The 26,694-nt window shown below is 66.2% G+C and carries 24 protein-coding genes, 1 tRNA gene and 1 riboswitch; of the genes, 16 read left to right on the top strand and 9 right to left on the bottom strand.

What is annotated here, in order from left to right; translation table 11 throughout:
- The first annotated feature begins 10 nt into the window (after positions 1-10).
- A complete protein-coding gene (locus tag K2M58_RS09985) occupies positions 11-613 on the top strand; it encodes an ATP-binding cassette domain-containing protein (RefSeq protein WP_220677424.1) in 603 nt (200 codons plus the stop codon).
- Positions 540-1,415: a class I SAM-dependent methyltransferase gene (locus K2M58_RS09980; protein WP_220677423.1), complete on the top strand. Its 876-nt coding sequence runs from the start codon at positions 540-542 to the stop codon at positions 1,413-1,415. The genes K2M58_RS09985 and K2M58_RS09980 overlap by 74 nt, the downstream gene beginning before the upstream one ends.
- A 48-nt stretch (positions 1,416-1,463) precedes the next feature.
- Here the strand turns inward: K2M58_RS09980 and K2M58_RS09975 are convergent.
- Positions 1,464-1,537, bottom strand: a tRNA-Gly gene (locus K2M58_RS09975).
- A 324-nt stretch (positions 1,538-1,861) separates the two neighbouring features.
- Positions 1,862-5,128, bottom strand: coding sequence for a transglycosylase domain-containing protein (locus K2M58_RS09970; RefSeq protein WP_220677422.1), 3,267 nt, complete (start codon positions 5,126-5,128; stop codon positions 1,862-1,864).
- 102 nt (positions 5,129-5,230) lie between these two features.
- On the opposite strand from K2M58_RS09970, the gene tyrS reads away from it, so the two are divergent.
- The gene (gene tyrS / locus K2M58_RS09965) at positions 5,231-6,574 is read left to right on the top strand and encodes a tyrosine--tRNA ligase (protein ID WP_220677421.1); all 1,344 of its coding nucleotides are present in this window, start codon (positions 5,231-5,233) and stop codon (positions 6,572-6,574) included.
- A 165-nt stretch (positions 6,575-6,739) separates the two neighbouring features.
- Here tyrS and rpsD read toward each other — a convergent pair whose 3' ends face one another.
- A complete protein-coding gene (gene rpsD, locus K2M58_RS09960; RefSeq protein ID WP_066199587.1) occupies positions 6,740-7,345 on the bottom strand; it encodes a 30S ribosomal protein S4 in 606 nt (201 codons plus the stop codon).
- Between the two features lie 177 nt (positions 7,346-7,522).
- Between rpsD and K2M58_RS09955 the strand changes: the two genes are divergently transcribed.
- The 12 genes from K2M58_RS09955 to K2M58_RS09900 all read left to right on the top strand — a co-directional run bounded on the left by K2M58_RS09955 (position 7,523) and on the right by K2M58_RS09900 (position 19,860).
- Positions 7,523-8,257 carry an HAD-IA family hydrolase gene (locus K2M58_RS09955; RefSeq protein ID WP_220677420.1) on the top strand — a complete coding sequence of 245 codons (735 nt, stop codon included), beginning with the start codon at positions 7,523-7,525 and terminating at the stop codon, positions 8,255-8,257.
- Positions 8,258-8,329: 72 nt separating this feature from the next.
- Positions 8,330-8,486, top strand: a riboswitch (cyclic di-AMP (ydaO/yuaA leader).
- A gap of 368 nt (positions 8,487-8,854) precedes the next feature.
- The gene (ehuB, locus tag K2M58_RS09950; RefSeq protein WP_252393454.1) at positions 8,855-9,853 is read left to right on the top strand and encodes an ectoine/hydroxyectoine ABC transporter substrate-binding protein EhuB; all 999 of its coding nucleotides are present in this window, start codon (positions 8,855-8,857) and stop codon (positions 9,851-9,853) included.
- 5 nt (positions 9,854-9,858) lie between these two features.
- Entirely contained in the window at positions 9,859-10,512 is a 654-nt protein-coding gene (ehuC, locus tag K2M58_RS09945; protein ID WP_066199593.1) for an ectoine/hydroxyectoine ABC transporter permease subunit EhuC, read from the top strand.
- Positions 10,512-11,162 (top strand): ectoine/hydroxyectoine ABC transporter permease subunit EhuD, encoded by a 651-nt coding sequence (gene ehuD, locus K2M58_RS09940; protein ID WP_220677419.1) that lies wholly within the window; start codon positions 10,512-10,514, stop codon positions 11,160-11,162. The genes ehuC and ehuD overlap by 1 nt, the downstream gene beginning before the upstream one ends.
- 20 nt (positions 11,163-11,182) lie before the next feature.
- Positions 11,183-12,109: an ectoine/hydroxyectoine ABC transporter ATP-binding protein EhuA gene (gene ehuA, locus K2M58_RS09935; RefSeq protein WP_289628245.1), complete on the top strand. Its 927-nt coding sequence runs from the start codon at positions 11,183-11,185 to the stop codon at positions 12,107-12,109.
- Between the two features lie 218 nt (positions 12,110-12,327).
- Complete coding sequence (locus K2M58_RS09930; protein ID WP_220677418.1) at positions 12,328-12,789, top strand: GNAT family N-acetyltransferase; 462 nt, start codon at positions 12,328-12,330, stop codon at positions 12,787-12,789.
- Positions 12,790-13,173: 384 nt separating this feature from the next.
- Positions 13,174-14,463, top strand: a complete 1,290-nt coding sequence (gene ectB, locus K2M58_RS09925; protein WP_220677417.1) for a diaminobutyrate--2-oxoglutarate transaminase — start codon at positions 13,174-13,176, stop codon at positions 14,461-14,463.
- Positions 14,464-14,548: 85 nt separating this feature from the next.
- Positions 14,549-14,953 (top strand): ectoine synthase, encoded by a 405-nt coding sequence (locus K2M58_RS09920; RefSeq protein ID WP_220677416.1) that lies wholly within the window; start codon positions 14,549-14,551, stop codon positions 14,951-14,953.
- 115 nt (positions 14,954-15,068) lie between these two features.
- Positions 15,069-15,947 carry an ectoine hydroxylase gene (gene thpD, locus K2M58_RS09915; RefSeq protein WP_289628244.1) on the top strand — a complete coding sequence of 293 codons (879 nt, stop codon included), beginning with the start codon at positions 15,069-15,071 and terminating at the stop codon, positions 15,945-15,947.
- A 215-nt stretch (positions 15,948-16,162) separates the two neighbouring features.
- Positions 16,163-17,587: an acyl-CoA dehydrogenase family protein gene (locus tag K2M58_RS09910; RefSeq protein ID WP_220677415.1), complete on the top strand. Its 1,425-nt coding sequence runs from the start codon at positions 16,163-16,165 to the stop codon at positions 17,585-17,587.
- A 234-nt stretch (positions 17,588-17,821) separates the two neighbouring features.
- Complete coding sequence (locus K2M58_RS09905) at positions 17,822-18,367, top strand: DUF2062 domain-containing protein (protein WP_220677414.1); 546 nt, start codon at positions 17,822-17,824, stop codon at positions 18,365-18,367.
- Positions 18,368-18,459: 92 nt separating this feature from the next.
- On the top strand, positions 18,460-19,860 hold the full coding sequence (locus tag K2M58_RS09900; protein ID WP_220677413.1) for an FAD-binding oxidoreductase: 1,401 nt from the start codon (positions 18,460-18,462) through the stop codon (positions 19,858-19,860).
- Between the two features lie 28 nt (positions 19,861-19,888).
- Here the strand turns inward: K2M58_RS09900 and K2M58_RS09895 are convergent, their stop codons facing one another.
- The gene (locus K2M58_RS09895) at positions 19,889-20,899 is read right to left on the bottom strand and encodes a diacylglycerol/lipid kinase family protein (protein WP_220677412.1); all 1,011 of its coding nucleotides are present in this window, start codon (positions 20,897-20,899) and stop codon (positions 19,889-19,891) included.
- A gap of 30 nt (positions 20,900-20,929) precedes the next feature.
- Between K2M58_RS09895 and K2M58_RS09890 the strand changes: the two genes are divergently transcribed.
- A complete protein-coding gene (locus K2M58_RS09890) occupies positions 20,930-22,015 on the top strand; it encodes a hypothetical protein (protein ID WP_220677411.1) in 1,086 nt (361 codons plus the stop codon).
- 94 nt (positions 22,016-22,109) lie between these two features.
- Here K2M58_RS09890 and K2M58_RS09885 read toward each other — a convergent pair whose 3' ends face one another.
- The 5 genes from K2M58_RS09885 to speE form a co-directional block, all read right to left on the bottom strand.
- A complete protein-coding gene (locus K2M58_RS09885; RefSeq protein WP_220677410.1) occupies positions 22,110-22,772 on the bottom strand; it encodes an amino acid ABC transporter permease in 663 nt (220 codons plus the stop codon).
- A 3-nt stretch (positions 22,773-22,775) separates the two neighbouring features.
- A complete protein-coding gene (locus tag K2M58_RS09880; RefSeq protein ID WP_252393453.1) occupies positions 22,776-23,471 on the bottom strand; it encodes an amino acid ABC transporter permease in 696 nt (231 codons plus the stop codon).
- A 338-nt stretch (positions 23,472-23,809) separates the two neighbouring features.
- Entirely contained in the window at positions 23,810-24,640 is an 831-nt protein-coding gene (locus K2M58_RS09875) for an ABC transporter substrate-binding protein (RefSeq protein WP_220677408.1), read from the bottom strand.
- Positions 24,641-24,665: 25 nt separating this feature from the next.
- Positions 24,666-25,394 (bottom strand): amino acid ABC transporter ATP-binding protein, encoded by a 729-nt coding sequence (locus tag K2M58_RS09870; RefSeq protein WP_220677407.1) that lies wholly within the window; start codon positions 25,392-25,394, stop codon positions 24,666-24,668.
- A 94-nt stretch (positions 25,395-25,488) separates the two neighbouring features.
- Positions 25,489-26,358 carry a polyamine aminopropyltransferase gene (speE, locus tag K2M58_RS09865; RefSeq protein ID WP_066199629.1) on the bottom strand — a complete coding sequence of 290 codons (870 nt, stop codon included), beginning with the start codon at positions 26,356-26,358 and terminating at the stop codon, positions 25,489-25,491.
- Positions 26,359-26,694: the final 336 nt, after the last annotated feature.

Below are 26,694 nucleotides of genomic sequence, written 5' to 3'. Positions count from 1 at the left end.
CGACGAGTCGATGTGGACGCTCGGTCGGGTGCTTGCCGGCTACCTCAGGCCGGTTGAGGGGACCGTTCTCCTGGGCGGCCGTCCGATTTTGCCCGCAGGTTTCCGGCCGGTTCCGATGATCCATCAGCACCCGGAGCGCGCCGTGAACCCGCGCTGGAGGCTCCGGCAGGTGCTGGAAGAGGCCGGTGAAATCGATCAGAATTTGCTGGAGCGCCTGGCCGTTCACCCGTCCTGGCTGCGCCGATATCCTCACGAAGTCTCCGGAGGCGAAGTGCAGCGGGTGTGCATCGCTCGCGCCTTGTCCGGTCCCGTGCGCCACCCCATCGCCGATGAGATCACCGGCTTGCTGGACGCGATCACCCAGGCCCAAATTTTTGGTTCTCTTTTGTCGATCGTCCGGGAGCGCCAGATCGGCTGGCTCGGCATCAGCCACGATCTGCCTTTGCTCCGCCGCGTTGCCGATCGCATCACCGACGGGGGGAAACTCATCGGCCGCACCGGCGGGATGAGCGAAAATACAATGGAAAGGGATAACGAAAATGCGTGCTCCAGCACCGGACAACCTTTATCGCCATTTTATCGACCTGTGGGAAGATACCGGGCCCCGATATGAAATCCAGCAGGCGTTCTGGAACCGGCGGGCCAAGGCGTTCAGCGAACAGCTGAACGACGACCGCCATCGCAGACGTTTTGAACGTCTGTACGGCTGGCTCAAGGACCTCGGGGCGTTTGAAGGACAGGCGTCCATCCTCGACATCGGTTGCGGCCCTGGTACGTTCGCCATCCCTTTTGCCGAAGCGGGCCATCGCGTCACCGGCATCGACATCGCAGCGGATATGATCGCCCATGCGAAGGCGAACGCCGTTCGGTTCGGGGTGAGCGATCGGACCGCGTTTGAGATCGCCGCATGGGAAGAGATCGACGTCCATTCCCGGGGGTGGGAGCGGACGTTCGACCTGGTGTTTGCCTCGATGACGCCGGCGATCCGCAACGTGGATGCCTTTTACAAAATGATGCAGGTGTGTCGGAAGGCGTGCTTTTTAAGCGGTTTTGTTGCCCGGCGCGATCCGATCCTCCGGCGCCTCCGACAAGCGCTCGGCCTGCCGTCGGAGGGGGCGCCGATGAACCGAATTTACGCGGCGTTCAATCTTCTCTGGCTTGATGGGTATTACCCCACCGTCCATTTCATCGACGATCGGTGGGAACAGCAGTTTTCGATCGAGGAGGCGAGCGAGCGGTTTTCGCTGTTTCTGCGTTTTCAGCCGATGAATGAGACGGGGCTGGAGGAGAGGGTGGCGCGCGTTCTGCATGAAATCGCGGAGGAACAGGGAAGCTCCGTGCTGCGGCAGACGGTTGAGGTGAAAATCGCTTGGCTTTACTGGCGGGTTGACGACCGGTCGCGGGAACGATCGTGATGAGATACAAAAAAACGCCGGCAACCGGCGTTTTTCCTGGCTTTTTTATGGAGCGGGTGAGGGGAATCGAACCCCCGCCGCCAGCTTGGGAAGCTGGAGTTCTACCATTGAACTACACCCGCATGAGCACTTCACCTGCATGGGTTGCTCTGCCGCCTTTGTTCGGCTACGCATCAGCAATTATATCCCGTCGGCGTGCCGGCGTCAACATGTAAAATATGCAAAACGGACCCGGGAGGACGCCTCCCGGGCCGTGATTTTTCCGATCGTGAAGATTGGAGCAGAAACCGTCGGCACCGCGCCTTCTTCGGCCGTCGATGGGCGGGTGCGGGGTCGGCTGCGGACGGAAAAACGGGTCAGTGCGTAGAGGGGTGATCCGCGAAGGGGGTGACGGTTTGCGCGAGGGGGCCTGCGGATAAAGCGGTGGCCGACCCGCCGGGTGAGGCCTACGGACGGGCCGGCGATTCTTTTTTCTTCTTCTTGTTGTCCATCGGTGCCGAAAGGGGGACGCTTCCGGCCGGGGAAGCGGTGACGCCCACGTCCGGCGAGATGAGGCCGGTCGGCCCCTTGTCGTTCTTCGGCGGCGATTCGTTTGCCGGCGCGCCGGCGCCGTCGGTCCCGTTCCCGCCGCCTTCGCCGGCGCCGTTTTGTTCGCCGGGGAGGACGGGGGACGGCGGGGGCTCTTGGCCGTTTTTCGTCTTCGGCTGCACCGCTTTAGAGCGGTCGGATTCTCCGAGGACGTTTTCGGCGGAGACGGCGTAGTAGCCGTCGTCAGCAAAGGTCAGAACCTCGAAATACGGCGTGTCCGTCGTGCCGATGCGCTCAAACGGCCCTTCTTTGTCCGGCGCGTAGTAGATATGGTAGCGCTCGACCCGCTCCCGTTCGGGGTTCGGGTCCCAGGTGAGGACGACGCCGGTGTCGGTTCGGACGGCCTTTAAGCCTTTCGGCGGGCTCGGCGCCTTCCGGACGTCGGCCGGCGTGCCGAAGGGGCTTACGTCCTGGGCCGGCGGCGATTCGCGGCCGCCGATGTCGACGGCGGTGACGGTGTAGACGACGAACGGGTCACCGAGGGGCTCGCTGAACGTCGTCGGCAGGTGGCTCATGACGCTTCCGACGTGTTCCATCCCGGTGAGCGTCCGGCGGTAGATGCGGTAGCCGGCGATATCGCCCTCCGGGTTTGGCTGCCAGCTTAAGGTGACGGTCCGCGTCGCGTCGTCGTACGACGCCGTAAGGCCTTTGGGCGCCGACGGCGGGTCCGGGAGGAGTTTCCGGGGGTCGAGCTCCGTCGGCAGGGTGAGGTCGGCGTCGGGAACGGTGTAGCTCACGCCGGGCCGGGGGTTTTTCGGGATCCGGATCGGATCCCGCTTGATCAGCACTTTTTTCAGGACGAGGTCGTCCGGCGTCGAGTCCAGGGCAATGTAGTTTTTTCCGTCGACGACGACGATCCGGGCCTTCTGGACGCGGTCGTCCGGCACGGTCGGGAGGTATTTTTTGTTGAAGGCGATCGTCTTCACCCAGCCGCCTTCCCGGCAGGCGTCGGTCGGGAGCTTGCCGGAGACGACGCAGGCGCTCATCTGGACGATCTCCTTCGCCTTCGGGAAGGCGGCGTCTTTCGGCGAGAGCTCGGGCTTGAGCTCGAGCACTTTGTTCATGAGGATCGGCCAGAGGGTGCGGGCGTTTTTGGGCGGGTAGCCCCCGAGCTTCATCCCTTTGACTTCAAAGCCGGTCCAGACGCCGAGGGTGAGGGTCGGGGTGTAGCCGACGAACCAGATGTCTTCGTAGTTGTCCGAGGTGCCGGTTTTCCCGGCGAGGGCCCGGCGGCCGTGGGCCCGCTCCATCGCCTGCCGAATGCTCGCGCCGGTGCCGGAGGTCATGACGCTCGTCAGCATGTCGTTCATCAAATACGCGGTCTCTTCGCTTAAGACCGGGATTTCCCGCCGCTCGTGCTGGTAGATCGTCCGGCCCTGGCCGTCGGCGATCCGCTCGATCATGTAGCTCGGGATGAGTCTGCCGCCGTTCGGGAAGACGCTGTACGCCTGGGTGAGTTCGGCGACGCTCGTGCCGTGCGCAAGCCCGCCAATGGCGGCGGTCGACGAGTGTTCGTCGCCCGGGACGAGGTGCTGAAGCCCCATGCGCCGGCCGTAGTCGATGGCCTTCGGCAGGCCGACGGCGAGGGAGAGCTTGATCGCCGGGATGTTGTACGATTGGGCGAGGGCCTGCCGCGCCGGCACGAGGCCGTGGAACCGGCGATCGTAGTTGGCCGGGGCAAACTCCTTTCCGCCGTCCGCGAGGACGATCGGCGCGTCGTCGACGAAGACGTCAGGGCTCAGGAGCACCCCCTCTTCGAGGGCCGGGGCGTAGGCAAGGACGGGCTTTGCCGCCGAGCCGGGGGAGCGGGGTTCGAAGGCGAAATTGATCTTGCTTTTTTTGAAATCGCGGCCGCCGATGAAGGCGAGGATGGCGCCGGTCCGGTTGTCGATGAGGACGGCGCCGACTTGCTGTACGGGATGGTCGACGCGTTTGCCGTTGGCGGCGGTGTAGGCGGGCGGGTTCGTCCAGAAGTTGTTGTCGTCCCGGGCGATCGCCTCGAAGGCGTCGAAGAGGGTTTTGTCGATCGTCGTCGTGATGTGGTAGCCTTTGGTGAGGACGTCCCGCTCCCGCTTCTCGAGCAGTTCCTGCCAGAGGGGCCGGACGTCGGGGTCGTCCCGGCGGTCGGGGTCGATCCCCTGCGCCCGGAGGTCGTCTTCGGCGAGGGCTTCGGCGGCGGCGTCGATGATGGCGTAGAGGAGGTACGGCGAACGGGCATAGGCGGTGTCCGACCGCTGGACGAGGTGGGCCCGGATGTCGAAGGCGAGGGCCGTCTCCCGCTCCGCCGGCGTAATTTTCCCGTCTTTTTCCATCTCTCCGAGGACGAGCTTCATCCGCTCCAGGCCGTCCCGGTAGGTCTCGTCGTTGTAGGGGAGGTATTTGGCCGGTCCCTGGAGCATGCCGACGAGGTAGGCGGCCTGGGCGAGGTTTAAGTCTTTGGCATCGATGCCAAAGTACCCTTTGGCGGCTGCCTGGATGCCGTAGAGATTCGTGCCGTCCTTGCTTTTGCCGAAGTAGACCCGGTTCAGGTACGCTTCAAGGATCTGGTCTTTGGTGAGCACCCGCTCGACGCGGAGGGCGAGGAGGATTTCGTTCAGCTTGCGGCGGTATTTGAGGCGCTTTAGGGCGTCGCCTTTGACTTTGCCGCTCAGCTCTTCCCGGTAGAGGTCTTCGAGGAGCGTCTGTTTGACGAGCTGCTGGGTCAGGGTCGAGCCGCCGGTCTGGACGTCGCTCCCGGTGACCTGCTGCAGGATCGCCCGCATCGTGCCGCGAAGGCTCACGCCGGGATGGCGATAAAAGCCCTTGTCCTCGGTGCTGATGAGGGCCTGGATGACGTACGGCGAGATCTGGTCGAGGGTGACGTACTGGAGGTATTCGGCGCCGGGCAGGCGCCCGATGAGGGTGCCGTCCCGGTAGTAGGCGAAACTGGAGAAGGCTTCCGGGGCGATCGCCTGCTTGATGTCGTCGTAGCTTAAGACCCGCTGGTCCTTGAGCACGGAGGCGATAAAGCCGAGGACCGTGCCGGCGGCGAGGAAGGCGAGGCCGACGAAGGCGAGAAGGAAGAGGCGGAGCGCCGGCATGAGGCTTCCGGCAGGTGTCTTTTTCTTCGACCGTTCGGCCGCCATGATCGACCCCCCTTGAATTCGGGCCTATTATAGCATAGCGCCTCTTTGATTGCAGGAAAGACCGGCTCGGGCTATACTGAGAGGAGCGAAGGAGTGAAGGCGATGGATGCGGTCCAACCGGGCGAAGCAAAGCGGTCGGCGGCGGTGAACGCCCACCGGGACGATCCGGCGGTTCGGGCCGAGGTGGAGCGGCAGTTCCGCCTCCTTTCCCGGGGTGCGGTGGAGATCATCCCGGAAGACGGCCTTCGGGAGAAGATCCGGGAAAGCGTCGTGAGCGGCCGGCCGCTTCGGGTCAAGCTCGGCCTCGATCCGTCGGCGCCGGATGTGCATCTCGGCCACACGGTCGTGCTGCAGAAGCTCCGGCAGTTTCAGGAGCTCGGGCACGTGGTGCAGCTCGTGATCGGCGATTTTACCGGCCGGATCGGCGATCCGACCGGCAAGTCCGAAACCCGTCGACAGCTTTCGGAAGCGGAAGTCCGAGAGAACGCCGCGACGTACGTCAAGCAGTTCGGAAAAATTCTTGACATGTCGCGGGTGGAGCTCGTCTACAACAGCGCCTGGCTCGAGAAGCTCACCTTCGCCGAGGTGCTCCAGCTTGCGGCGAAGACGACGGTCGCCCGGATGCTCGAACGGGACGATTTCGAGAAACGGTATACCGCCGGCCAGCCGATCGGGCTGCACGAATTCTTTTACCCGCTGATGCAGGCGTATGACTCGGTCGTCCTCCGCTCCGACGTGGAACTCGGCGGGACGGATCAGAAGTTCAACCTGCTCATGGGCCGGGAGCTCATGCGGGACTACGGCCTGCCGGAGCAGGTCGTTCTGATGATGCCGCTTCTTGAGGGGACCGACGGCGTGCGGAAGATGTCGAAGTCGCTCGGGAACTATATCGGCATCGATGAGCCGCCGGAAACCATGTACGGCAAGGTGATGTCGATCCCGGACGACCTGATGCTCCGCTACTACGCGCTGGTGACGGATCTGTCCGAAGCGGAGGTCGAAGCCGTCGCCGCCGGCCTCGCCGACGGGTCGCTCCATCCGCGGGATGCGAAGATGCGCCTCGCCCGGCGGATTGTCGCCATGTATCACGGGGAGCCGGCGGCGGAGGCGGCGGAGCGGCATTTTCGCACCGTGTTTCAGGAGGGCGGCCTGCCGGAGGAGATCGAGGAGCGCCGGCTGCCTGAGGTGGCCGTCGAAGACGGGACCGTCGGCGTGCTGAAGCTTCTTCAGGCGCTCGGCCTCGTTTCGAGCCTGTCGGAAGCCCGGCGGATGGTCGAGCAGCGGGCGGTCCGGATCGACGGCGAGCGGATCCTGAACCCGAAGGCGCGCCTTCCGGTCCGGGAAGGGATGGTCGTCCAGGTCGGGAAACGGCTCATCGCCCGGGTGACCCTCGGGCCGTCGGCGCGGGAGGACGTCCGGGAATCGGCCGCGGACGACCGGCCATAGGTTCGGGACGACCGAAAATCGGGGTCCGGGACGGCCGGGATCGGTCCCGATGCGCCCGGGGATCGGTTCGGTCCAGAGCCAAAAGAAACGCCAAAAGCCCGCACCGACGTGCGGGCTTTTTGTGCGGACGTTTGGAGTTGAACGGATCGGCGGCTTTGGCCGGGATCAGCGACTGTAGAACTCGACGACGAGGGTTTCCTGGATCTCCTGCGGCAGCTCGGAGCGCTCCGGCAGCCGGAGGAGGGTGCCTTCGAGTTTGTGCTCGTCGAAGGAAAGGTACTCCGGCAGATACGCCCGCTGGGCGAGGGCATCCCGGACGACGACCATCTGCCGGGCCTTTTCCGTCAGACCGACGACGTCTCCCGGTCGGAGCTGGTAAGACGGGATGTCGACCCGGCGGCCGTTGACGGTCACGTGGCCGTGGTTGACGAGCTGCCGGGCGCCCCGGCGGGTGCGGGCAAAGCCGAGCCGGTAGACGATGTTATCCAGGCGGAGCTCCAGCAGGCGGAGGAAGTTTTCGCCGGTATTCCCTTTCATGCGGGACGCCTTCCGGAACAGGTTGGCGAACTGCCGCTCCGTCAGGCCGTACATGAAGCGGAGCTTTTGCTTTTCCTGGAGCTGAAGGCCGTATTCGGTGAGTTTCCGCCGCTGCGAGGCGGGTCCGTGCTGGCCGGGCGGATAGGGCCGCTTCCGAAGCTCTTTGCCGGTGCCGGAGAGGGAGATGCCGAGGCGGCGGCTTACGCGCCACGTCGGACCGGTGTACCGCGCCATGTTGCCAAACGTCGCCTCCTGCGTTAGGATAAAATCGTCCGTGAATTCGGGCGCTCCGTTCCTGCGGACGCCCTCTATGCCGAACCGGACGCCGTCCGGCGTCCGCGTGCCAGCAGCCGCGCGTGGCAATGCCTTTACCTTACCGAATCTGAAGCGAAAAGTCAAGGAGGGTCGGCCGTGCTCCGGGCGCTTGTCTTCGACGTTGACGGGACGCTGGCGGAAACCGAGCGGGACGGACACCGGATGGCCTTTAACCGGGCCTTTGCCGAGGCCGGTCTACCCATCGTGTGGGACGAGGCGACGTACGGAGAACTCCTTCGGGTGACCGGCGGCAAAGAGCGGATCCGCCACTTCCTCGACCGGTGCCCCGACTGCCCGGCGCTCGACGAAGCGGCGATCGCGGCGCTTCACCGGAAAAAGACGGAGCACTACACCGCCTGGGTCCGGAGCGGAGCGGTTCAGCTCCGGCCGGGCGTCGCCCGCCTCGTTCGGGAGGCAGAGGCAGAGGGCCTTCGGCTGGCGGTGGCGACGACGACGACGCCAGACAACGTGGAGGCGCTGCTCGGGCGGGCGGGTTTGCGCGGGTCCTTTCATGTCATCGGGGCCGGCGACATCGTGCCGGCGAAAAAGCCGGCGCCGGATGTCTACCTCTGGGTGCTGGAGCGCCTCGACCTTGCCCCGGATGAGGCCATAGCCTTCGAAGATTCGGAAAACGGCCTTCGGGCGGCGCTGGCGGCCGGCCTTCGGACGGTGGTGACGCCGAGTTTTTACACCCGCGGCGAGGTGTTCGACGGCGCCTGGGCGCTCCTTTCGGACCTCGGCGAACCGGAGCGGCCGGCGACGGATCTCCGGACCGGCCGGCCGGTGGTCGTCGATGTCAACTGGCTTCGGGCGCGGCTGGAAGGGGAGTGATGCAAAATTAGTCACTTCCTTGGGGTTGACCCCCCTGGCCAGCGGTGTTACGATGGACTCGAATTTGAAAGCTCCATATCCGGGCCGAATCTCGCGGGCGGATTGCCGCGCCGCGGGAACGGGGGACCCACTCCTCGGGGGCTAATCTCGGACGATATCCGAGAGGGATGCACGCTTCTCTGCCATCCTGCCCGTCAGCTAACCCCGTAGGCTAACGCAGAGAAGGCCAAGCGGTGCTTGGTGAATGTTTTCTTTTTACCCAGGCCAGTGCATTTAATACACATTCACCCTCCGCAAGAAAATGCCTTCTAAGTGAAGATTTTTTGTCTTCTTTGCGTGCCACGGGGGCGCCGTAGGCGCACCGGTCCGGGGAAGGTCCTCGGGATCGGTGCGCCTTTTTTCATCCGAATGGCTGGCGTTTCGGCGCCGGAGTGGCCTTCCGGTTCGGGTCTCCGGAAGGGGAGCGGATGCCGGATCGCCCGCGGCGGAAACGGGGTTGTTGCGGCGCTCTCCGCGACGGAAGCCGGGTCGTTGCGGCGGTCTTCGCGACGGTTCGGCCCGGGGAGGAGAGAAAGATGAAGACAGGGAGGGACGGCGGTGAAGCGAACGTTTTGGCAAGACGGAAGGCGTCTTGCGGTCGGGCTTTTGGGGCTGTTCATCGCGGTGGCGTTCGTCGTCGCCGGTTGCGGATCCTCCGGCGGACCGGGGGGCGGGACGGCCCCGGGCGGTCAGACGGGGACGGCGGAGGCGCCCTCGGGCGAAGGGGACGGATCCGGATCGGGCGGCGAGGGAGCCGGCGAGCCGGCGCTCCTCAAGCGCTTGAAGGAACAAGGTTACGTTACCGTCGGGCTGGCGAACGAAAAGCCGTACGCTTATCAAGAGGCCGACGGGACGCTGACCGGCGAGGCGATCGAAGTCGCTCGGGCGGTCTTTTCGGAGCTCGGGGTGCCGGAGATCCGCGGGCAGATCGTCGAGTTCTCGTCCCTCATCCCGGGGCTTAAGGCGAAGCGGTTTGACGTCGTGACGGCGGGGATGTTCATCACGCCGAAGCGGGCGGAAGAAGTCGTCTTCGCCGATCCGGAGTACCGCATCGGGGAAGCGCTGGCGGTGGCGAAGGGGAATCCGAAAAACCTCCGCAGCTATGAAGACATCGCCGCCGATCCGAGCCTCAAGGTGGCCGTCATGAGCGGCGCCGTCGAAATCGACTATCTGAAGGCGGCCGGCGTCCGGGAGGAGCAGATCGTGCAGGTTCAGGACCAGCCCCAGGCGGTGAAGGCGCTGGAGACGGGCCGGGTCGACGCGATCACGATGACCGGGCCGTCGCTTCAGGCGATGCTCGAGTCGGCGGGGAGCGACAAGATCGAACGGGTCGAAGACTTCAAGCAGCCGGTCGTCGACGGGAAGGAAGTGTACGGCTACGGCGCCGCGGCCTTCCGAAAAGAGGACGCCGACCTGGCGAAGCGCTACAGCGAAAAGTTGCATGAGCTGGAGCAGTCCGGAAAGCTCCTGGAACTCCTCCGGCCCTTCGGCTTTACGGAGGCGGAGCTTCCGAACGGGATGACGGCCGATGCGGTGCTGAAGGAGGCCGCGAAGTAAGGCGGATGGAAGCCGGGATCCTGCTCCTTCCGGGGCTTTTGCGCGGCCTTCGGGTGACGCTCGAGGTGTTCGTCCTCGGAGCGATGCTCGCTTTGGGGCTGTCGTTTGCCGTCGGGCTCCTTCGCCTCTCCCGCTTCCCGATCGTCCGAACGCTGGCGGCGGCTTACGTGGAGTTTTTTCGGGGCACGTCGCTTCTCATTCAGCTGTTCTGGCTTTACTATGCGCTTCCGTTTTTCGGCGTGGAGCTTTCGGCCCTGGCCGCGGGCGTCCTCGGCCTCGGCCTGAACTACGGGGCGTACGGGTCGGAGGTCGTCCGCAGCGCGATCCGCTCGGTGCCGAAAGGGCAGTGGGAGGCGGCGATCGCCCTCAACCTGTCGCCGCTCGTCCGTTTTCGCCGGGTGATCCTGCCGCAGGCCTGGCCGCTCATGCTGCCGCCTTTCGGCAACCTGCTCATCGAGCTGTTGAAGGGGACGTCCCTCGTTTCGATGATCACGCTGGGGGATATGACGTTTCAGGCGATGTCCCTCCGGACGACGTACGCCCGGTATGAGGTGCCCCTCTTTCTTTTGCTCCTCGTCCTATACTTCCTCATCGCGACCGCGACGAGCGCAATCGTCCGGCGGCTCGAGCGGCGGGCGCGGGTCGGGAGGTCGGCGTGATGGGGGATGAATGGCGCTGGGACGTCGCATGGGCGGCGGCCCGAAAGATCGCCGCCGTCGTCCCGGTGACGATCGCGGCGACCCTCCTCGGATTCGTCGTCGCCGCCGCCGCCGGGCTGGCCTGGACGATCGCCCGCCGGAGCCGGTCGGCCCTCGTCCGCGGGGCGGTTGAGTCGGCGATGGAATTCGTCCGCCGCACGCCGCTTCTGGTGCAGCTTCTCTTTCTGTACGTCGCGTTTCCTCGCTTGTCGGTGTTCGCCATCGGCGTCGTTGGTCTGGGGATTCACTACAGCGCGTATCTGTCGGAAGTCTACCGGGCGGGGATCGAGGCGGTCGACCGCGGACAGTGGGAGGCCGCCCGGGCCCTCAACTTTTCCCGCCGCAAGACGTGGACGCGCATCATCCTGCCTCAAGCGATCCGCCCGATCGTGCCGATGATGGGCAATTACCTGATCGTGCTCTTTAAGGAGACGCCGCTTCTTTTTGCGATCAACGTGACGGAGATGATGGCCGTCGCGAAGCAGTTCGGCTCGGAGACGTTCCGCTATCTCGAGGCGTTTACCGTCGTCGGCGTCTTTTTCTTCCTGATGAGCTACCCGGCGTCGCTCGTCGTCCGGTGGCTGGAGGCGCGCTTCGGGCGGGCCGGCTGAGGGGCCGGACGGGGCGCCCGATGGCGACGGCGAGCTTAAAAACGACGGCAAGTTTAAAACATTTTCGTTCCGAGGGGGAGATGAAAATGGCCGGTGCGCCGGCGATCGTCGATGCGAATCGCGCCCTTCAGGATCGGGCCCGCGCCCGGGGAGACGCCGCCGCCAAGCGGCCGATCGTCCGCTTCCGCGGCGTCAAAAAGGCGTTCGGTGCGATGACGGTGCTGGACGAGATCGATCTCGACCTGTATCCCGGCGAAAAGGTCGTCGTCATCGGGCCGTCGGGGTCCGGCAAGACGACTCTCGCCCGGATGCTCATGACGCTGGAGACGCCGTCCGGCGGCGAAATCGAGGTGGACGGGGAACCCCTCTGGTCGATGGTGCGGCGGGGGCGGCGCGTTCCTGCCGACGAGCGCCACCTGGCCCGCGTCCGGGGAAAGATCGGCATGGTCTTCCAGCACTTCAACCTCTTTCCCCACATGACGGTCCTCCGGAACGTGACGGAAGCCCTCATCCACGTCCGGCGGATGCCGCCGGAGGAAGCCCGCCGGCGGGCGATGGCGATGCTCGAGCGGGTCGGCATGGCGGAGCACACCGACAAATATCCGGCGCAGCTATCCGGCGGGCAGAAGCAGCGGGTCGCCATCGCCCGGGCCCTCGTGATGGAGCCGAAGGTGATGCTCTTCGACGAGCCGACGAGCGCCCTCGACCCGGAGCTCGTCGGGGAAGTGCTGGCGGTCATCAAGGAGATCGCCGCCAAAGGGGACATGGCGATGCTTCTCATCACCCACGAGATGCAGTTCGCCCGGGAGATCGCCGACCGGATCGTCTTCATCGACGGCGGCAAGATCGTCGAACAGGGGCCGCCCGATGAGGTGCTCCTTCGGCCGAAAAGCGAGCGCCTGAAGGCGTTTTTGGCCCGGTTCCGGAACGGGATGGGGCTCCGATGACGACCGAGGCGAACCGCCGGCCGGTGCCCCGCCTCGGGGCACCTCTGGCGGGGCCGGTGGCTAAGGCGCCGGGCGGCGCTCCGCCAGAGTTGGGCGGGGAAATGCGCCCCGCCGCGCCGCACGGGGCGGGGCATCGGGCCGCGGCCCGCGGGAAGGGGCCGGGCGATCGAAGGCCCGTCTTCCGCTTTCGGCCCCCGGCGCCGGATGAAGGGGCCATCATGTGGCGTATCGCCCGGGAGACTGGGGTGCTGGAGGCGAACTCGCCGTACGCCTACGTGATGGTGGCGCGCCTGTTCGCCGCCGCTTCCCGGATCGCCGAGGCGGACGGCCGCCCGGTCGGGTTCGTCGCCGGCATGGAGCTTCCGGAGCGCGACGGTCTTTTCGTCTGGCAGATCGGCGTCCGACCGGCGCATCAGGGAAACGGTCTCGGCGGACGGATGCTCGAGGCGCTTGTCTTTGACCGCTCCCGTCCGCCGGTGCGGCGGCTTTGGGCGACGGTGGCGGAGGGCAACCGGGCCTCGTGGCGCCTCTTCCAAGGGATGGCGGAGCGAAGCGGCGGCCGGTTCCGGGTGCTTGACGTCTGGCCGCCGTTCCTGTTTGCCGTGGGCGGCGGGGCGCCGCCGCATCCGCCGGAAACCCTCATCGAGATCGCCTGGACGGCGGATGCTTTGGCGCATTGAGATGCTTCGGCGCACGGAGGGCGTCGAGCGGGCGCGACCGGCATCGACGTCCGGAGGGCGGGCGGGGGGCGCCGAGGCAGCTTCCGGGGGATGAGGCGGGGTCTGGGAAGGGGCGGGTTCGGCGCCGACGGCGACGAAGCGGCGATCTGCCGGTGGACCGGACGGGAGGGGGCGTTTTGCCGGCGGGTGACCAGGGCGTGCCGATCTGGCGAGGCGACCTGCCAACGAACCAAACGGGAGGGGGCGTTCCGCCGGCGGACCGGAAGCGAGGGGGCGTTCCGCCGACGGACCGGACGGGAGGCGGCGTTCCGGCAGCGGACGGGGCGGGGGACCGGCGGCGCCCTGGAGCCGAAGCGAAAGCAGGGCCGAAGGAGGCGTATTCGGATGAGCGGGCTGGATCTGTTCGAACGGCTCGAGTCGAACGTCCGAAGTTACGGACGGATGTTCCCCACCGTGTTCGTCCGGGCGGAAGGATACCGGCTGATCGACCGGCACGGCCGGGTCTACCTCGACTTTTTCGCCGGGGCCGGGGCCCTCAACTACGGCCACAACGATCCGGCGATGAAGGCGGCGATCATCCGCTACCTCGAGGCCGACGGCATTGTGCACAGTCTCGACATGGCGACGGAAGCGAAGGAAAAGTTTTTGCATCATTTCGAAAATAAAATTTTAAAATCCCGAGGCCTGACTTATAAGATATTGTTCCCGGGGCCGACGGGGACGAACGCCATCGAGGCGGCGATGAAGCTTGCCCGGAAGGCGACGGGGCGGACGGCCGTCTACGGCTTTACGCGGGGATTTCACGGCATGACCCTCGGCTCCCTCGCCGTCACGGGGAACCGCGCCAAGCGGGCGGGAGCCGGGGTGCCGCTTCCCTACGGGATGGCCCTGCCGTACGATGGCTATTTCGGCCACGACGTCGACACGATCGACTGGATCGAGCGGCTTCTTACCGATCCGGGAAGCGGCGTCGATCTTCCGGCGGCGATCATCGTCGAGACGGTGCAGGGGGAAGGGGGGCTCCAGGCGGCGTCGTGGCCGTGGCTCCGGCGGATTCGGGCCCTCACGGAGCGCCTCGGCATCGTCCTCATCGTCGACGACATCCAGACGGGGAGCGGCCGGACGGGACCGTTTTTCAGCTTCGAGCGGGCGGGCATCGTTCCCGACATCGTGACGCTGTCGAAATCGATCGGCGGGTTCGGCCTGCCGTTTTCCCTCGTGCTCGTCCGGCCCGATCTCGACGTCCTCGGGCCCGGCGTGCACAACGGGACGTTTCGCGGCAACAATCTCGCGATGGTGGCGGCGACGGAGGCGCTTCGGCGGTGGGAGACGCCGGCGTTCGAGGCGGCGATCGACCAGAAGGCTGCCTTGCTCCGGCGCCGCCTCGAAGGGCTCCGGGACGCCGTCCGGGAACGAGGGATCGCGGCCGAGGTGCGGGGGCGGGGGCTCATGCAGGGCCTTGCGCTCGAGCCGCCGGGGCTTGCGTCGGCGGTGAGCCGGGAGGCGTTCCGGCGCGGGCTGATCGTCGAGACGTCGGGGCCCGAGGATGAGGTGGTGAAGCTGCTTCCGCCTCTCATCATCGACGAGGCGGGCCTTCAGGACGGGCTGGAGCGGCTGGAGGCGGCCCTGTCGGCGGCGATCGAAGCGGCCCGGCCGGCGGTCGCCGGCCGGTGAGCGGCCGGCCCCGGCCATAAGACGGGCGGGGCAGGAGGCGGGAGGCGGGATCGGGAATCCACGACGAGGAAAAGGGGGCGCACGGATGATCGTCCGAAGGCTGGAGGAGATCATCGGCACGGAGCGGGACGTCCAGGCGAAAACGTGGAACAGCCGGCGGCTCCTTTTGAAGCAGGACGGCTTCGGCTATTCGCTTCACGACACCCGCATCTTCGCCGGGACGGAGACGACGATGTGGTACAAACATCACATCGAAGCGGTCTACTGCGTCGAGGGAGAAGGGGAACTCGTCGATCACGAAACGGGGGCGGTGCACGCGATCCGGCCGGGGACGCTCTACGTCCTCGACCGGCATGACCGGCACACGCTCCGGGCGAAGACGGAGCTTCGGCTCATCTGCGTCTTCACTCCGGCCTTGACGGGCCAGGAGGTGCACGACGCCTCCGGGGCGTATCCGCCGCCGGAGGAAGCCGAAGCCGGGGCCTGCTGAGCGGAAGCCCGGATTCCGTTCGTGCTGTTCCGTGCGTGTTGAAGCCGAATTTCGGGCAAGCCGAAGCCAGGTGCCGCTTTCAAATAAAACCGTTTTTGTTAAGGAGGGCGAGACGATGAGCGCGCCGTCGCTGATGGAAGATCTGTATCCGTCCCGGACGGGCGAGGGGACCCGGTGGATCGAGCGGAAGGACCCGGTCGTCTACGGCCGGCCGGAGGACGGCCCCCTTTCGGCCGAGCAGCTCCGCGAATATGAAACGAAAGGGTTTCTTCTCTTGCGGGACGTCTTTTCTCCGGAAGAGGTGAGGGCGTTTCGAGAGGAACTCCGGAGATTGTTTGAGGAACGGGCGCACGATCCGTCGCCGGAAGTCGTCCGGGAGCCGGAGATCGACGTCGTCCGCTCGATCTTTCGTGTCCACCGGACGAGCGAGGTGTTCCGGCGCCTGGCGGAGGATCCGCGCCTTCGGGATGTCGCCCGACAGATTCTCGGAAGCGACGTCTACATCCACCAGTCCCGCATCAATTACAAAAAGGGCTTCCACGGCAAGGAGTTTTACTGGCATTCCGATTTCGAGACGTGGCACGTGGAAGACGGCATGCCCCGCATGCGGGCCTTGAGCGTCTCCGTCGCCCTCGAGGACAACTTTCCCTTCAACGGCCCGCTCCTTCTCATGCCGGGGTCTCACCGGGTGTTCGTCGCCTGTCCCGGCCGGACGCCCGAGCGGCACTACGAACGATCATTGCGCCGGCAGGAGTACGGCGTGCCGGATGAAGAAAGCCTCGCCCGCCTGGCCGAACGCTACGGCATCGAAGCGGCGGTCGGGCCGGCAGGGTCGGTTCTCTTTTTCGACAGCAACGTCATGCACGGCTCGAACGGCAACATCACGCCGTATCCGCGGAGCAACGTCTTTTTCGTCTACAACAGCACGGAAAACCGCCTGGTGGCGCCGTTTTCCGGCCAGGAACCGCGTCCGGCGTATCTCGCGGAGCGTTGACCTCCTCCGCCTCCTCCCCGGAATGGATCTCGGGGCTTTCGCCAACATGAACCCTTGTCGGCGATAGAGCCGAGCGCCCGTCGTCGATGCCGGCGGCGCTCACCGACGGCGCCCTGCCGGCCTTTCGCGGCCGTTCGGCCCGAAGGGCCGGCTTTTTTGGCCGGTCTCTTTTAAACTGTGCTATAATGGAGGCAATCCGTTGAGGGGGGACGGCGATGGACCGAAGCGATGGCGCGCCGGGGCGCCGGCCGCTTCCGGAGGACGCCGGGCCGGCGGCGACGGCGGAGAGGGCCGGTGCCGGGGAGACGGCGGCCGGTCCCGGGCCGGTGGCGCCGGCCGTCTCCGGCGGGGCCGCTCCCCGGCCGGAAAGGTTCGGCGATCCGGAGGTGGAAGCCGCGGCGGCGACCGCGCCGGAGGGGCCGGACTGGGTGGCCCGGGCGCGGGAGCTCGCCCGGAAGTTCGCCGAGACGGCGGGCCGCTACGATCGGGAGGGCGCCTTTCCCCACGAGCATTTTGAACGGTTGAAGGCGGCGGGGTTTTTCCGCCTCACGGTGCCCCGCGACTTAGGCGGCGAGGAGGCGTCGCTTACGCTTCTTCTCCAGGTGCTGGAGGCGCTCGCCTGGGGCGACGGCTCGACGGCGCTCGCCCTCGGCTGGCATCTCGGCCTCATCCTCCATTACCGGGCGTCGCGACGCTGGCCGGAGGAGCGGTTTCGGGAGCTCTGCCGGGCGGTCGTCGAAGAGGGGGCGCTCATCAACCATTTTTCGACCGAACCGGCGACGGGGAGCCCGAGCCGCGGCGGGCTTCCGGAGACGAAGGCGGTGCCGGTGCCCGGAGGCTTTCGCCTCTATGGCCGAAAGACGTTCGGAACGCTGTCGGCGGTGGCTCGCTTTTTCGTCGTGACGGCGACGGTGGCGGACGGCGGCGCCACCGCTTCGGGCGGTGAGCGGGAAGAAGGCGGGGCGCCGTTTGCCGGCGGGGCGGCGAGGGTCGGGGAGTTTCTCGTCGAGCGGGGCGAAGGGCTCCGGATCGAAAAGACGTGGGATACGCTCGGCATGCGGGCGACGGCGAGCGACGACGTCGTCCTGGAGGGGGCGTTCGTTCCGGCGGAGCGGCTTCTCGGCTTTCGCGGCGAGCGGCGTCCGGAGCGGATCGACGATGGCGACGGGTGGTATTTGTTCATCCCGGCGGTCTACCTCGGCATCGCCCGGGCGGCGCGGGATGCCGCCGTTCACTTTGCCAAGACGTACCGGCCGAACAGCCTGGGGGGCCGGCCGATCGCCGACGTGCCGCACGTGCGGCAGAAGATCGGTGAAATGGAGCGGCTCCTTTGGACGGCCCGGACGGTCGTCTACGCCGTCGCCGAGCGGTGGGACCGGGATGCGGCCGGCCGGGCGGCGCTCAGGCCGGAGGTGGGCGCCGCGAAGTCGGTGGCGACCAACGCGGCGATCGACGTCGTCGACCGGGCGATGCGCATCGTCGGCGGACAGAGCCTTTCCCGGGCGCTTCCGCTTGAACGGCTGTACCGGGACGTCCGGGCGGGCCTCCACAATCCGCCGATGGACGATGCGGTGCTGGAGATGCTGGCGGCCCAGGCGCTGGAGGAGCCGCCGAAGGAGCCGAGGGGCTTCGGCGTGTAGGGGGCCTTTCGGCCGGGGGCGCGTCATCGGCCGTGTTTTTGCGTCGACGCCATCGCGCTGGCGTCGGCGGCATCTTGCCGGGGTCGACGGCATCTCCGACAGAGGGGAACGGACGACGGGAGCGATCGGTTCGCCCTTGCGCCATCGGAGCGAATTTGCTACGATCGTTTCAGAAAAACAGGCAAAAAAGGACGGCGAAGGTCGGTCGTGAGGCCCACCAAAGAAGCTGGCCCGGTGCGCCCGCCCAGAAGCCGCTTCGAGCGGTGGCGGCGGGCGCTTCGCTTTTACCTTCTCCGGCTGATCCGGATCAAAGATAACCGGGCGAGCGTCGTTCGGGGGATCGGCATCGGCGTCGCGGTGCACAGCATCCCGCTGTTCGGCTTTTCGCTCCTCGCCGGGCTGGCGCTCGCGTTTCCGTTCCGGGCGAACAAGGCGGCGGTGACGCTGGCCAACCTGATGAGCGCGCCGGTGACGCTGCCGATTTATTCGCTGAACCTCATCGTGATCAAGCTGACGATCGACCGGCTGAAGCCCGCGGCGGAGGCGCTCGGGCTTCTGCCGCGGTACGCCTACTTCAGCGGAACGATCTTCGGCATCGCGAGCGTCTTTTTCCTCCTCTACCTCGCCTCGACGCTCGTGGCGGCGCTGGCTCTTAAAGGGCTCGATCGACATCTTGCCGAACGCCGCCGGCGGCGTCGGGCAGAACGGACGTCCCGCTCGGATCGGGCGGCCTTGCCGGCGGCAAAGTCGCCGCTTTCGTCGGAAGAAATCCCGGATTAAAGGCGTCGGGGGCGCCCCGAAGCCGGCCCTGGGCGGTTCTGGCGCCGGCCGCTGTGTTATGATGGAAAAAAAGCGGGGAGGGGTGCGCCGTGATGCATGAAGGGGAACGTCCGTGGTTGACCGAGCTTCGGGCGCTGTTTCCGAACGACCGGGTGTCGACGAATCCGACGGTTCTGGAGCAGCATAGCCACGACGAGTCGTACCATCCGCCGCACCTTCCGGACGCCGTTGTTTTTCCGGAATCGACGGAGGAGGTGGCGCGGCTCCTCCGGTTTGCGAACGCGCGGCGGATTCCGGTGATCCCGTTCGGCGTCGGCTCCAGCCTGGAAGGGCACGTCGTCCCGGTCCGGGGCGGCATCAGCCTCGATCTCACGCGGATGAACCGGATCTTGGACGTCCGGCCGGCGAATTTTCTCGTTCACGTCGAGGCGGGGATGACCCGGACGGCGCTCAACCGGGCCCTCGCCCGGCACGGCCTCTTTTTTTCCGTCGATCCCGGGGCCGATGCGACGCTCGGCGGCATGGCGGCGACGAACGCCAGCGGCACAACCGCCGTCCGCTACGGCGTCATGCGGGACCAGGTGCGGGGGATGACGGTCGTCCTTGCCGACGGGCGGGTGATCCGCCTCGGGGGCCCGTACGTGAAGTCGTCGTCGGGATATGACTTGAAGCACCTTTTCCTCGGCTCCGAAGGTACCCTCGGCGTCATCACGAGCCTCTGGCTGCGGGTGTTCGGATTGCCGGAGGCGGCGTACGCCGCCCGGGCGACGTTTCCGTCGGTCCGGCAGGCGGTGGAGGCGGCCCACGCGATGCTCCGCTACGGCCTCGCCCTCGCCCGGGTGGAGCTCGTCGACCGGACGTCGATCCGGCAGATGAACGCGATGAAGGGGACGACGTATCCGGAGGCGGATACGCTCTTTTTGGAGTTTCACGGCAGCCCGGCGACGCTCGAGGCCGACCTTCCGGCGGCGGAGGCGATCGCCCGGGATGGCGGGGCGACGGCGTTCGAGATCGAGCGGGAAAAAGAAGCCCGGGACCGGCTGTGGGAGGCCCGGCATCACCTCGCCTACGCTTATCTCCACGCCCATCCGGGGAAAAAACAGCTCGCGACCGACGTCTGCGTGCCGCTTTCGGCCCTCGCCGACGGGATCGAGCTCGCCCGGCGGGAGCTCGAAGCCCGCGGGCTCGAAGGCGGGGTCCTCGGGCACATCGGGGACGGGAACTTCCATACGATCGTCATGATCGACGCTGACGACCCGGCGGACGTCGCCCGGGCGGAAGGGCTGCACGAGGCGCTCGTCCGGTACGCCCTCTCCGTCGGCGGGACGGCCACCGGCGAGCACGGCGTCGGCCTAGGGAAGCTCAAGTATCAGGCGGAGGAGCACGGGGAGGCGCTTTCGCTCATGCAGGCGATCAAGCGTCTCATCGATCCGGCCGGCATCCTGAACCCCGGGAAGAAAATTCCCCTTCCGCCGGATGAAAGCACCGGCTGAAGGGGCCCGGTGCGCGGAAACAGAGGCTTTAGGCGCGAAAACGGATCGCTTTCGGCAGGACGTCGACGGCGACGCTTAGGCCTTCTTCCCGCTCGCCGTCCCGCTGCAGCCCGACGGGTCGGCGGGCGGCTCCGGTGCCCCGAGGTCGCTCTCCGAAGGTGACGACGGCCTTATGCACCCGCCGAACGGTCACCGCCGGGTGGCGGATGTGCCGCCCCCGGAAGACGAGCGGGAAGGCCCGGAGAAAGCCGAGGCGGCCGATGCCGGAGACGACGACGAGGTCGAAAGCGCCGTCGGCGACTTCCGCGCCGGGGGCGATGTGCATCCCGCCGCCCAGGAAGGGGATGTTGGCGAGGACGATCAGCCAGGCGTCGTCGAAGCGGAGCCGCCCGTCTTCCAGCTCGATCGTCACCGGAAACGGCCGAAACGTCGACCACGCCTTGACGACGCCGAGGGCATAGGCGATCCGCTGGAAGCGCTTTTTGAAGGCAAGCGCCTCGACGGCGTCGATGACGGCGGCGTCGATTCCGGCGCCGGTAAAACCGAAGAAGTAGACCGGCGCCTCCGGTCCGCTTCCCGGGGTCATGATCCGGAGGCGGCCGACGTCGATCGCCCGCTCCGGCGCGGCGAGGAGCCGCTCGAGGGCCCGTTCCGGATGCCGCGGGATGCCGAACGTCCGGGCGACGTCGTTGCCGGAACCGGCCGGAATGAGGGCGAGGGCGGGGGCGGGTCCGTTGGGGTCGGCGCCTGGAGGCGGTGTGCCGGTTTGAGCGGCGGCCGGGTTCGCGGCGCCTTCGGTCCGAGCGCCCATCACGGCGTTTAAGACGAGCGAGAGCGTCCCGTCGCCGCCGACGGCGACGAGCGCCTCGACGCGGCGGTCTCCGGCGGCTTCCCGGGCGAGGTCGAAGGCGCCCCGGGCGTCCCGGCCGACGAGGAGCTCGTAAGGGATGCCGCGGCGCTTTAAGGCCGCTTCCAGCCGGCGCCAGATGCGGACGCTCCGGCCCGCGCCGGCGGTCGGATTGAGGAGAAAAGCAAACACGGGCGTCTCCTTTCTTTCAGGAGGGATGAGATGTCGGTCGAAATCTGGGTCTATCGCCTCTACGATGTGGCCCAGGAAATCGATCTGGACGCGATCGAAGCGCGCCTCAGGGGCGAGCGGACAGCGTCGCGTCTGACCCTGCGGTTGGGGCATCCGAAGGGGCTGGAGATCAAAAACCCGCCCCTTTCGTTCGTCCTCGACCCGGATGCCCGCATTTCCCTGTCCGGCGAAGAGACGCCGGCGGAAGTGAGCGCCCGCTTTTACGACTTCGGCGTCCTAAGCCTCGTCATACGCCTCCGCCTGTCGACGTCCCTGGACTGGGGGCGGCTCATGCGCTACGCCGAGGCGCTCCAGGCGGAGGAGACGCCGGAGCTGGATCGGCGGTTCGAGGCGTATCGCGACGACGTCCTCCGGCGCTTCGGCACGTATTTTTACGGCGGCGGATATGCGGATTATGTGGAGGATTTTGTCCTGTTTGCCGTCCGGGCGTGGCCGGACGACGAGGAATGGTCGCCGCTTCCGATCCTTCTCGGCGAAAAGGGGCCTCTGAGCGAGGCGCTCGTCGAGGATGCGCTCCGGTATCGCTTTTCATACGACGAAGACGACATCATCATCGCCTGGGACAGCGCTTGGGTCGAGGACGCCGACGGCCCCGGGGCGGTGGCGGATCTTCTCGAGTTTGCCAAGGCGCAGCTCCTTGAACTCCGCTACTACGACGACCTGCTCGAGCGGGAGCTCGCTGCCCTCTACGATATGCTCGCCGCTGCTCACGGGCACCGGGGGCGCTTTCGCTTCGGCCGGCTCCGGGAGTCGCGGAAGCTCATGCGGAAGATCATGGAGCTGATCCTCGAGATCACCGAGTTCACCGGCCGGATCGAAAACGCCCTCAAGGTGACGCATGATTTTTATTACGCCCGGATTTACACGGCGGCGGTCGAGCGCTTCCGCATGCGGGAGTGGTCGGAGAGCATCCGGGAGAAGATGAGCGTCCTCGAGCGGCACTACCAGCTCCTCGCCGACGAGTCTCTGTCGACGCGCTTCATCTGGATCGACACGCTCATCCTTCTCCTGATTCTCATCGAGATCCTCCTCGGCCTGCTCCGGCTAACCGGCTGAGAGGCGTGATGCGCCGCTTGACAGATTGGAGGCAGCGTTTGGAGGGGCCGCAAGCGCCGCCAAACGGGCTTTATGCGCCGTTTCGCCGATCCGGTCAGTGTTCGATTCGGAGGCGCCGCTCGAGGGTGAGGGCGAGCTGGGAGAGGCTGAAGTTGGTGATGAAGTAAAGGAAACCGGCGAAGAGGAGGACCGGCACGACGTACCGGCTCGGGTTGGCGTTGTAGATGATCTTGCTGTTGTGAAGCAGTTCCGGCAGGGCGATGGCGACCGCGAGCGACGTGTCTTTGAGGAGGGAGATGAACTGGCTGACCGTCGGGGGGATCATCCGGACGAGGGCCTGCGGGAGGACGATGTAGCGGAGCGTCTGGAAGGCGGTCAGCCCTGTCGACCGGGCGGCTTCGATCTGGCCTTTGTCGACGGAGAGGAGCCCGCCGCGGATGATCTCCGAGATCATCGCCATCTCGAAGACGGTGAGCGCGACGATGGCGCTCGCGACGACGTCGAGGCGGATGCCGATGTCCGGCAGGGCGAAGCGGGTAAAGATGATGATCAGAAGGAGCGGGAGGTTCCTCAGGGCCTCGACAACGGCGCCGAGCACCGGCGCCAGAACCGGAACCTGGGCGTAGCGGAAGACGGCGATGACGGTGCCGAAGAGAAACGAAAGGACGATGGCGCTCGCGGCGACGATGAGCGTCACCCGAAAGCCGTCAAGCATGAAGAGAATGTGTTCCGGCGTAAGCGCCGCCCGAAAGTCCACGGCTTACACCTCCCCGTAGGCCGCCTGAGCCGCCCGGGAACGGTCCGGCAACCGGTGCAGGCGGCCCTCCAGCGTGCGGACGGCGATGCTCAGCGGGATCGTCATCAGGAGGTAAAAAGCGGCGGCAAGAATATAGGCGCCGAATGTCTTAAACGAGTCGCTCGCCGCATAGTCGCTCCAGTACATGAGATCGAAACCGGCGAAGAGGCTCAGGATGGAAGAGTTTTTGACGAGGTTCAAGAACTGGTTGCCGATCGGCGGAATGACGATCTTGATCGCCTGCGGCAGGATGATGTAGCGCATCGTCTGGACGTAGCTGAGGCCGCTCGCCAGGCCGGCTTCCATCTGCCCCCGGGGGATGGCCTGGATGCCGGCCCGGACGGCTTCGGCGATGAAGGCGGCGGTGTAGACCGTAAGACCCAGGGTGCCGGCGGTAAAGCCGTCGAGGTTGAGGCCGAAGGCGGTGAGTCCGTGGTAGAAAAAGAAGGCGACGAGGAGGAGCGGGATGTTCCGCAAAATTTCAACATAGGCGCGGCCAAAAGCGTTCAACGCCTTCGACGGCACGATGCGGAGGACGGCGACGACGATGCCGATGAGGAGGCTTCCGGCGAGGGCGATGACGCTCACCAGCAAGGTGGTGAAAAAGCCGCGAATCAAATACGGGTAATAGTGTTCCAGGACGTACAGAACGTCCCCCACACGCTTCACTCCTTTCCCGGGACGCCGAGCCGTGCGTTTCGTTCTGAACGAGGGCCGCTCCCCGCCGGCGACGCGAGCCCTTATCGCCGGCGGAAGCCCGCTCGGCAAACGGAAAGCGTGGATGGGGCCATCCACGCTTTCCGTCGCTTGCCGGCGCTTGTCGCTTGGCGACCGACGTCCGCCGGTCGGATCGGCTTTTGGCGCCCGCCGGAGCGTCGGCCGTCGTCCGGGCGCCCAGCGGGCGACGATCCTCGGTTCGGACGACGGTCGATCGGAGGGGACCATCCGACGATCGCTCTTAAGAGCGACCGATCGCCTCCGGCGTCCGTCGGGGCGCGTCACTCCGCCGGCGGCTCTTCCTTAAACCACTTGCGGTACAGCTCGGCGTACTGGCCGCTTTCCTTGAGCTCCTTCAGGAAGTCGTTGACGTACTGGGTGAACTTCTCGTCGCCCTTCCGGATGCCGATGCCATACGGCTCCTTCGTGAACAGCCCGCCGACGAGCTCGAAATTCGGATCCTGCTGGGCGTAGCCCATGAGGATGATGTTGTCCGTCGTCATGGCGTCCACCTTGCCGCTCTTTAAGGCCGCAAACGCCTCGGCGTAGTTGTCGTATTCGAGCACCTGAGCCTTCGGCGCTTTCTCGCGGATGTTTTTCACCGAGGTGGACCCTTTGACGCCGGCGACCTTCGTGTTTTCGTTCAGGTCTTCGATGCCCCGGATCGGGGATCCCTTTGGGACGAGGAGCGACTGGCCGGCGGTGTAGTAGACGTCGGAGAAGTTGATCTCCTTCTTGCGCTCGTCGGTGATCGTCATCGTGGCGACGATGATGTCGATGTCGCCGTTTTTGAGCATCGGGATGCGGGTCGAGGAGGTGACTTCTTTCAGTTCGATCTTGTTCTCGTCGCCGAGGATCTTCTTTGCCAGCGCCTTGGCGATGTCGACGTCGAAGCCTTCAACTTCGCCGGTCTTCGGATTTTTGTAGCCCATGAGCGGCGTGTCATACTTGACGCCGGCGATGAGCTTGCCCCGCTCCTGGATGAGGTCCAGGGTGCTCTTTCCTTCCTGGGCGCCTTCTTTGCTCCCGGAGCTGCAGGCGGCCAGGGTGAAGGCGAGCACGAAAGCCGCGGCCAGGGCAGCCCAGCGGAACGAACGGTGACGGCGCGTCATCGAACCCCTCCTTAATTATTTTTCATCAGTGGCTCAGGACCCGTTTTAAAAAGGCCCGCGCCCGCTCTTCCTTCGGGCGGGTGAAAAATTCCTCCGGCGGCGCGTCTTCGAGAATTTCCCCCTGGTCCATAAAGACGATCCGGTCGGCCACCTCCCGGGCAAACCCCATCTCGTGCGTGACGATGACCATCGTCATGCCTTCTTCGGCGAGCATTTTCATCACGGCGAGCACCTCGCCAATCATCTCCGGGTCGAGGGCGCTCGTCGGCTCATCGAAGAGCATGATCTTCGGCCTCATGGCCAACCCCCGGGCGATGGCGACCCGCTGCTGCTGGCCGCCGGACAGCTGCGCCGGATAGGCGTGGATTTTGTCGAGGAGGCCCACCTTTTCCAGATAAAAGCGGGCGATCTTTTCCGCTTCGGCCCGGGGCATCTTGAGCACCTTCGTCGGGGCGAGGATGATGTTCTCCAGCACCGTCATGTGGGGGTAGAGGTTGAAGTGCTGGAAGACCATGCCGATGTTTCGCCGGAGCTTGTTGAGGTCGGTCCCCTTTTGGTGCACCGGGATGCCGTCGACGATAAGTTCGCCGCTCGTGATCGGCTCCAGGCCGTTGATCGTCCGAAGAAGCGTCGATTTTCCGGAACCGGACGGGCCGATGATGACGACGACTTCGCCGGCGCGGATCGTCAGGGTGATGTTTTTGAGCACGTGGAAGGCTCCGTAGTGCTTGTTCACGTTTTTAAATTCGATCATCGCACCCCTCGCCTGCCCGTCGCCCCCGACCGGCCCCTCACCCCCGGCCGGCGGCGCCGTATGGCATGTAGTCTAGTGGATCCGGTCGGCAAAATCAACCGGACGGGCCTTCGGGGCGGATGCGCTCCACGACATACGGCGGGAGGGCAAACGCCGCCCGCATGACGTCGGTCGTGGCGTAGCGGGTCCGGATGCCGGGGTCGAGGGGACGCACGGCCTCGTATCGCCGGCTGGCCAGGGTAAAGAGCCAGAGGCCGCTCGGATAGCTCGGGACGACGGCGAGGTACGGCCGGACGATCGGGAACAGGGCCTCGAGGGCACGGAGGGTTCGGCGGGCCGTCTCGGGATGGTGGAACGGGGAGTCGGTCTGGGCGACGAGGAGGCCGTCTTCGGCGAGGAGGCGGGCCAGCGCTTCGTAAAACGGCGACTCGAAAAGCACCGTCGCCGGTCCGATCGGGTCGGCGGCGTCGACGATGATGACGTCATAGGGGCCGTCGGCCCGGGCGGCGAAACGGGCGCCGTCTTCGAAATGGAGCCGAAGGCGGGGGTCGAGGGCCTCGCCGGCGATCTCCGGCAGATACCGGCGGCTCGCCTCGACGACGGTTTGGTCGATTTCGACGAGGTCGACCGAGCGGACGAAGGGGTATTTGAGCACTTCGCGGGCCGCGCCGAGGTCGCCGCCGCCGATGATGAGCACCCGCTCGGCCCGGGGATGGACCGACAGCGGCACGTGGGCGATCATCTCGTTGTAGATAAACCCTTCGGCGACCGTCGTCTGGATGATGCCGTCGAGGATGAGGGCGCGGCCGAACGGCACGGTGTCGGCGATCATGACGTGCTGAAAGGGCGACTGGGCTTCGAACAGGACGTCGGTGATGCGGACGCTCGTCAACAGGCCCGGCTCGTCGTCGGTAAGCCACAGCTCTCCGCCCAGGCGGGTGAGGTGCTTCGGCAGTCGGTTCATCTCGTCTCCCTTCTTTCGGCGCATCGGCAAACGGACGGCCGTTCGGCCGCCGTTCGGTCAAAAGCCCGTGCCACATTATAACATATCCTTTCGGGCGGGACGATGGCCCGCCCGGACGAGGCGCGGGACCGCGACGCGGCGGCCGCCCGCTCGGGATTCAGAATAGGCGCTCGGCCGCGCCGTCGAGCGCCGGCCCGCGTTCACCGCCCGGCTTCGGCCCATGGCCGCGCTCCGTCTGACCCTGAACGGAAGGGGGCGGCCGGGGCCGCCGGGGCAGCACAAAAACCCCCTCTTGTCGGAAAGGTTGGAATGGCGGTATCATATGAAGGATCGGAC

This window comes from Hydrogenibacillus sp. N12, from assembly GCF_019645935.1.
GTDB lineage: Bacteria > Bacillota > Bacilli > Thermicanales > DSM-22653 > Hydrogenibacillus > Hydrogenibacillus schlegelii.
The sequence above is the reverse complement of the archived record's forward strand: the minus strand, read 5'-3'. Positions and strand labels throughout refer to the sequence as shown.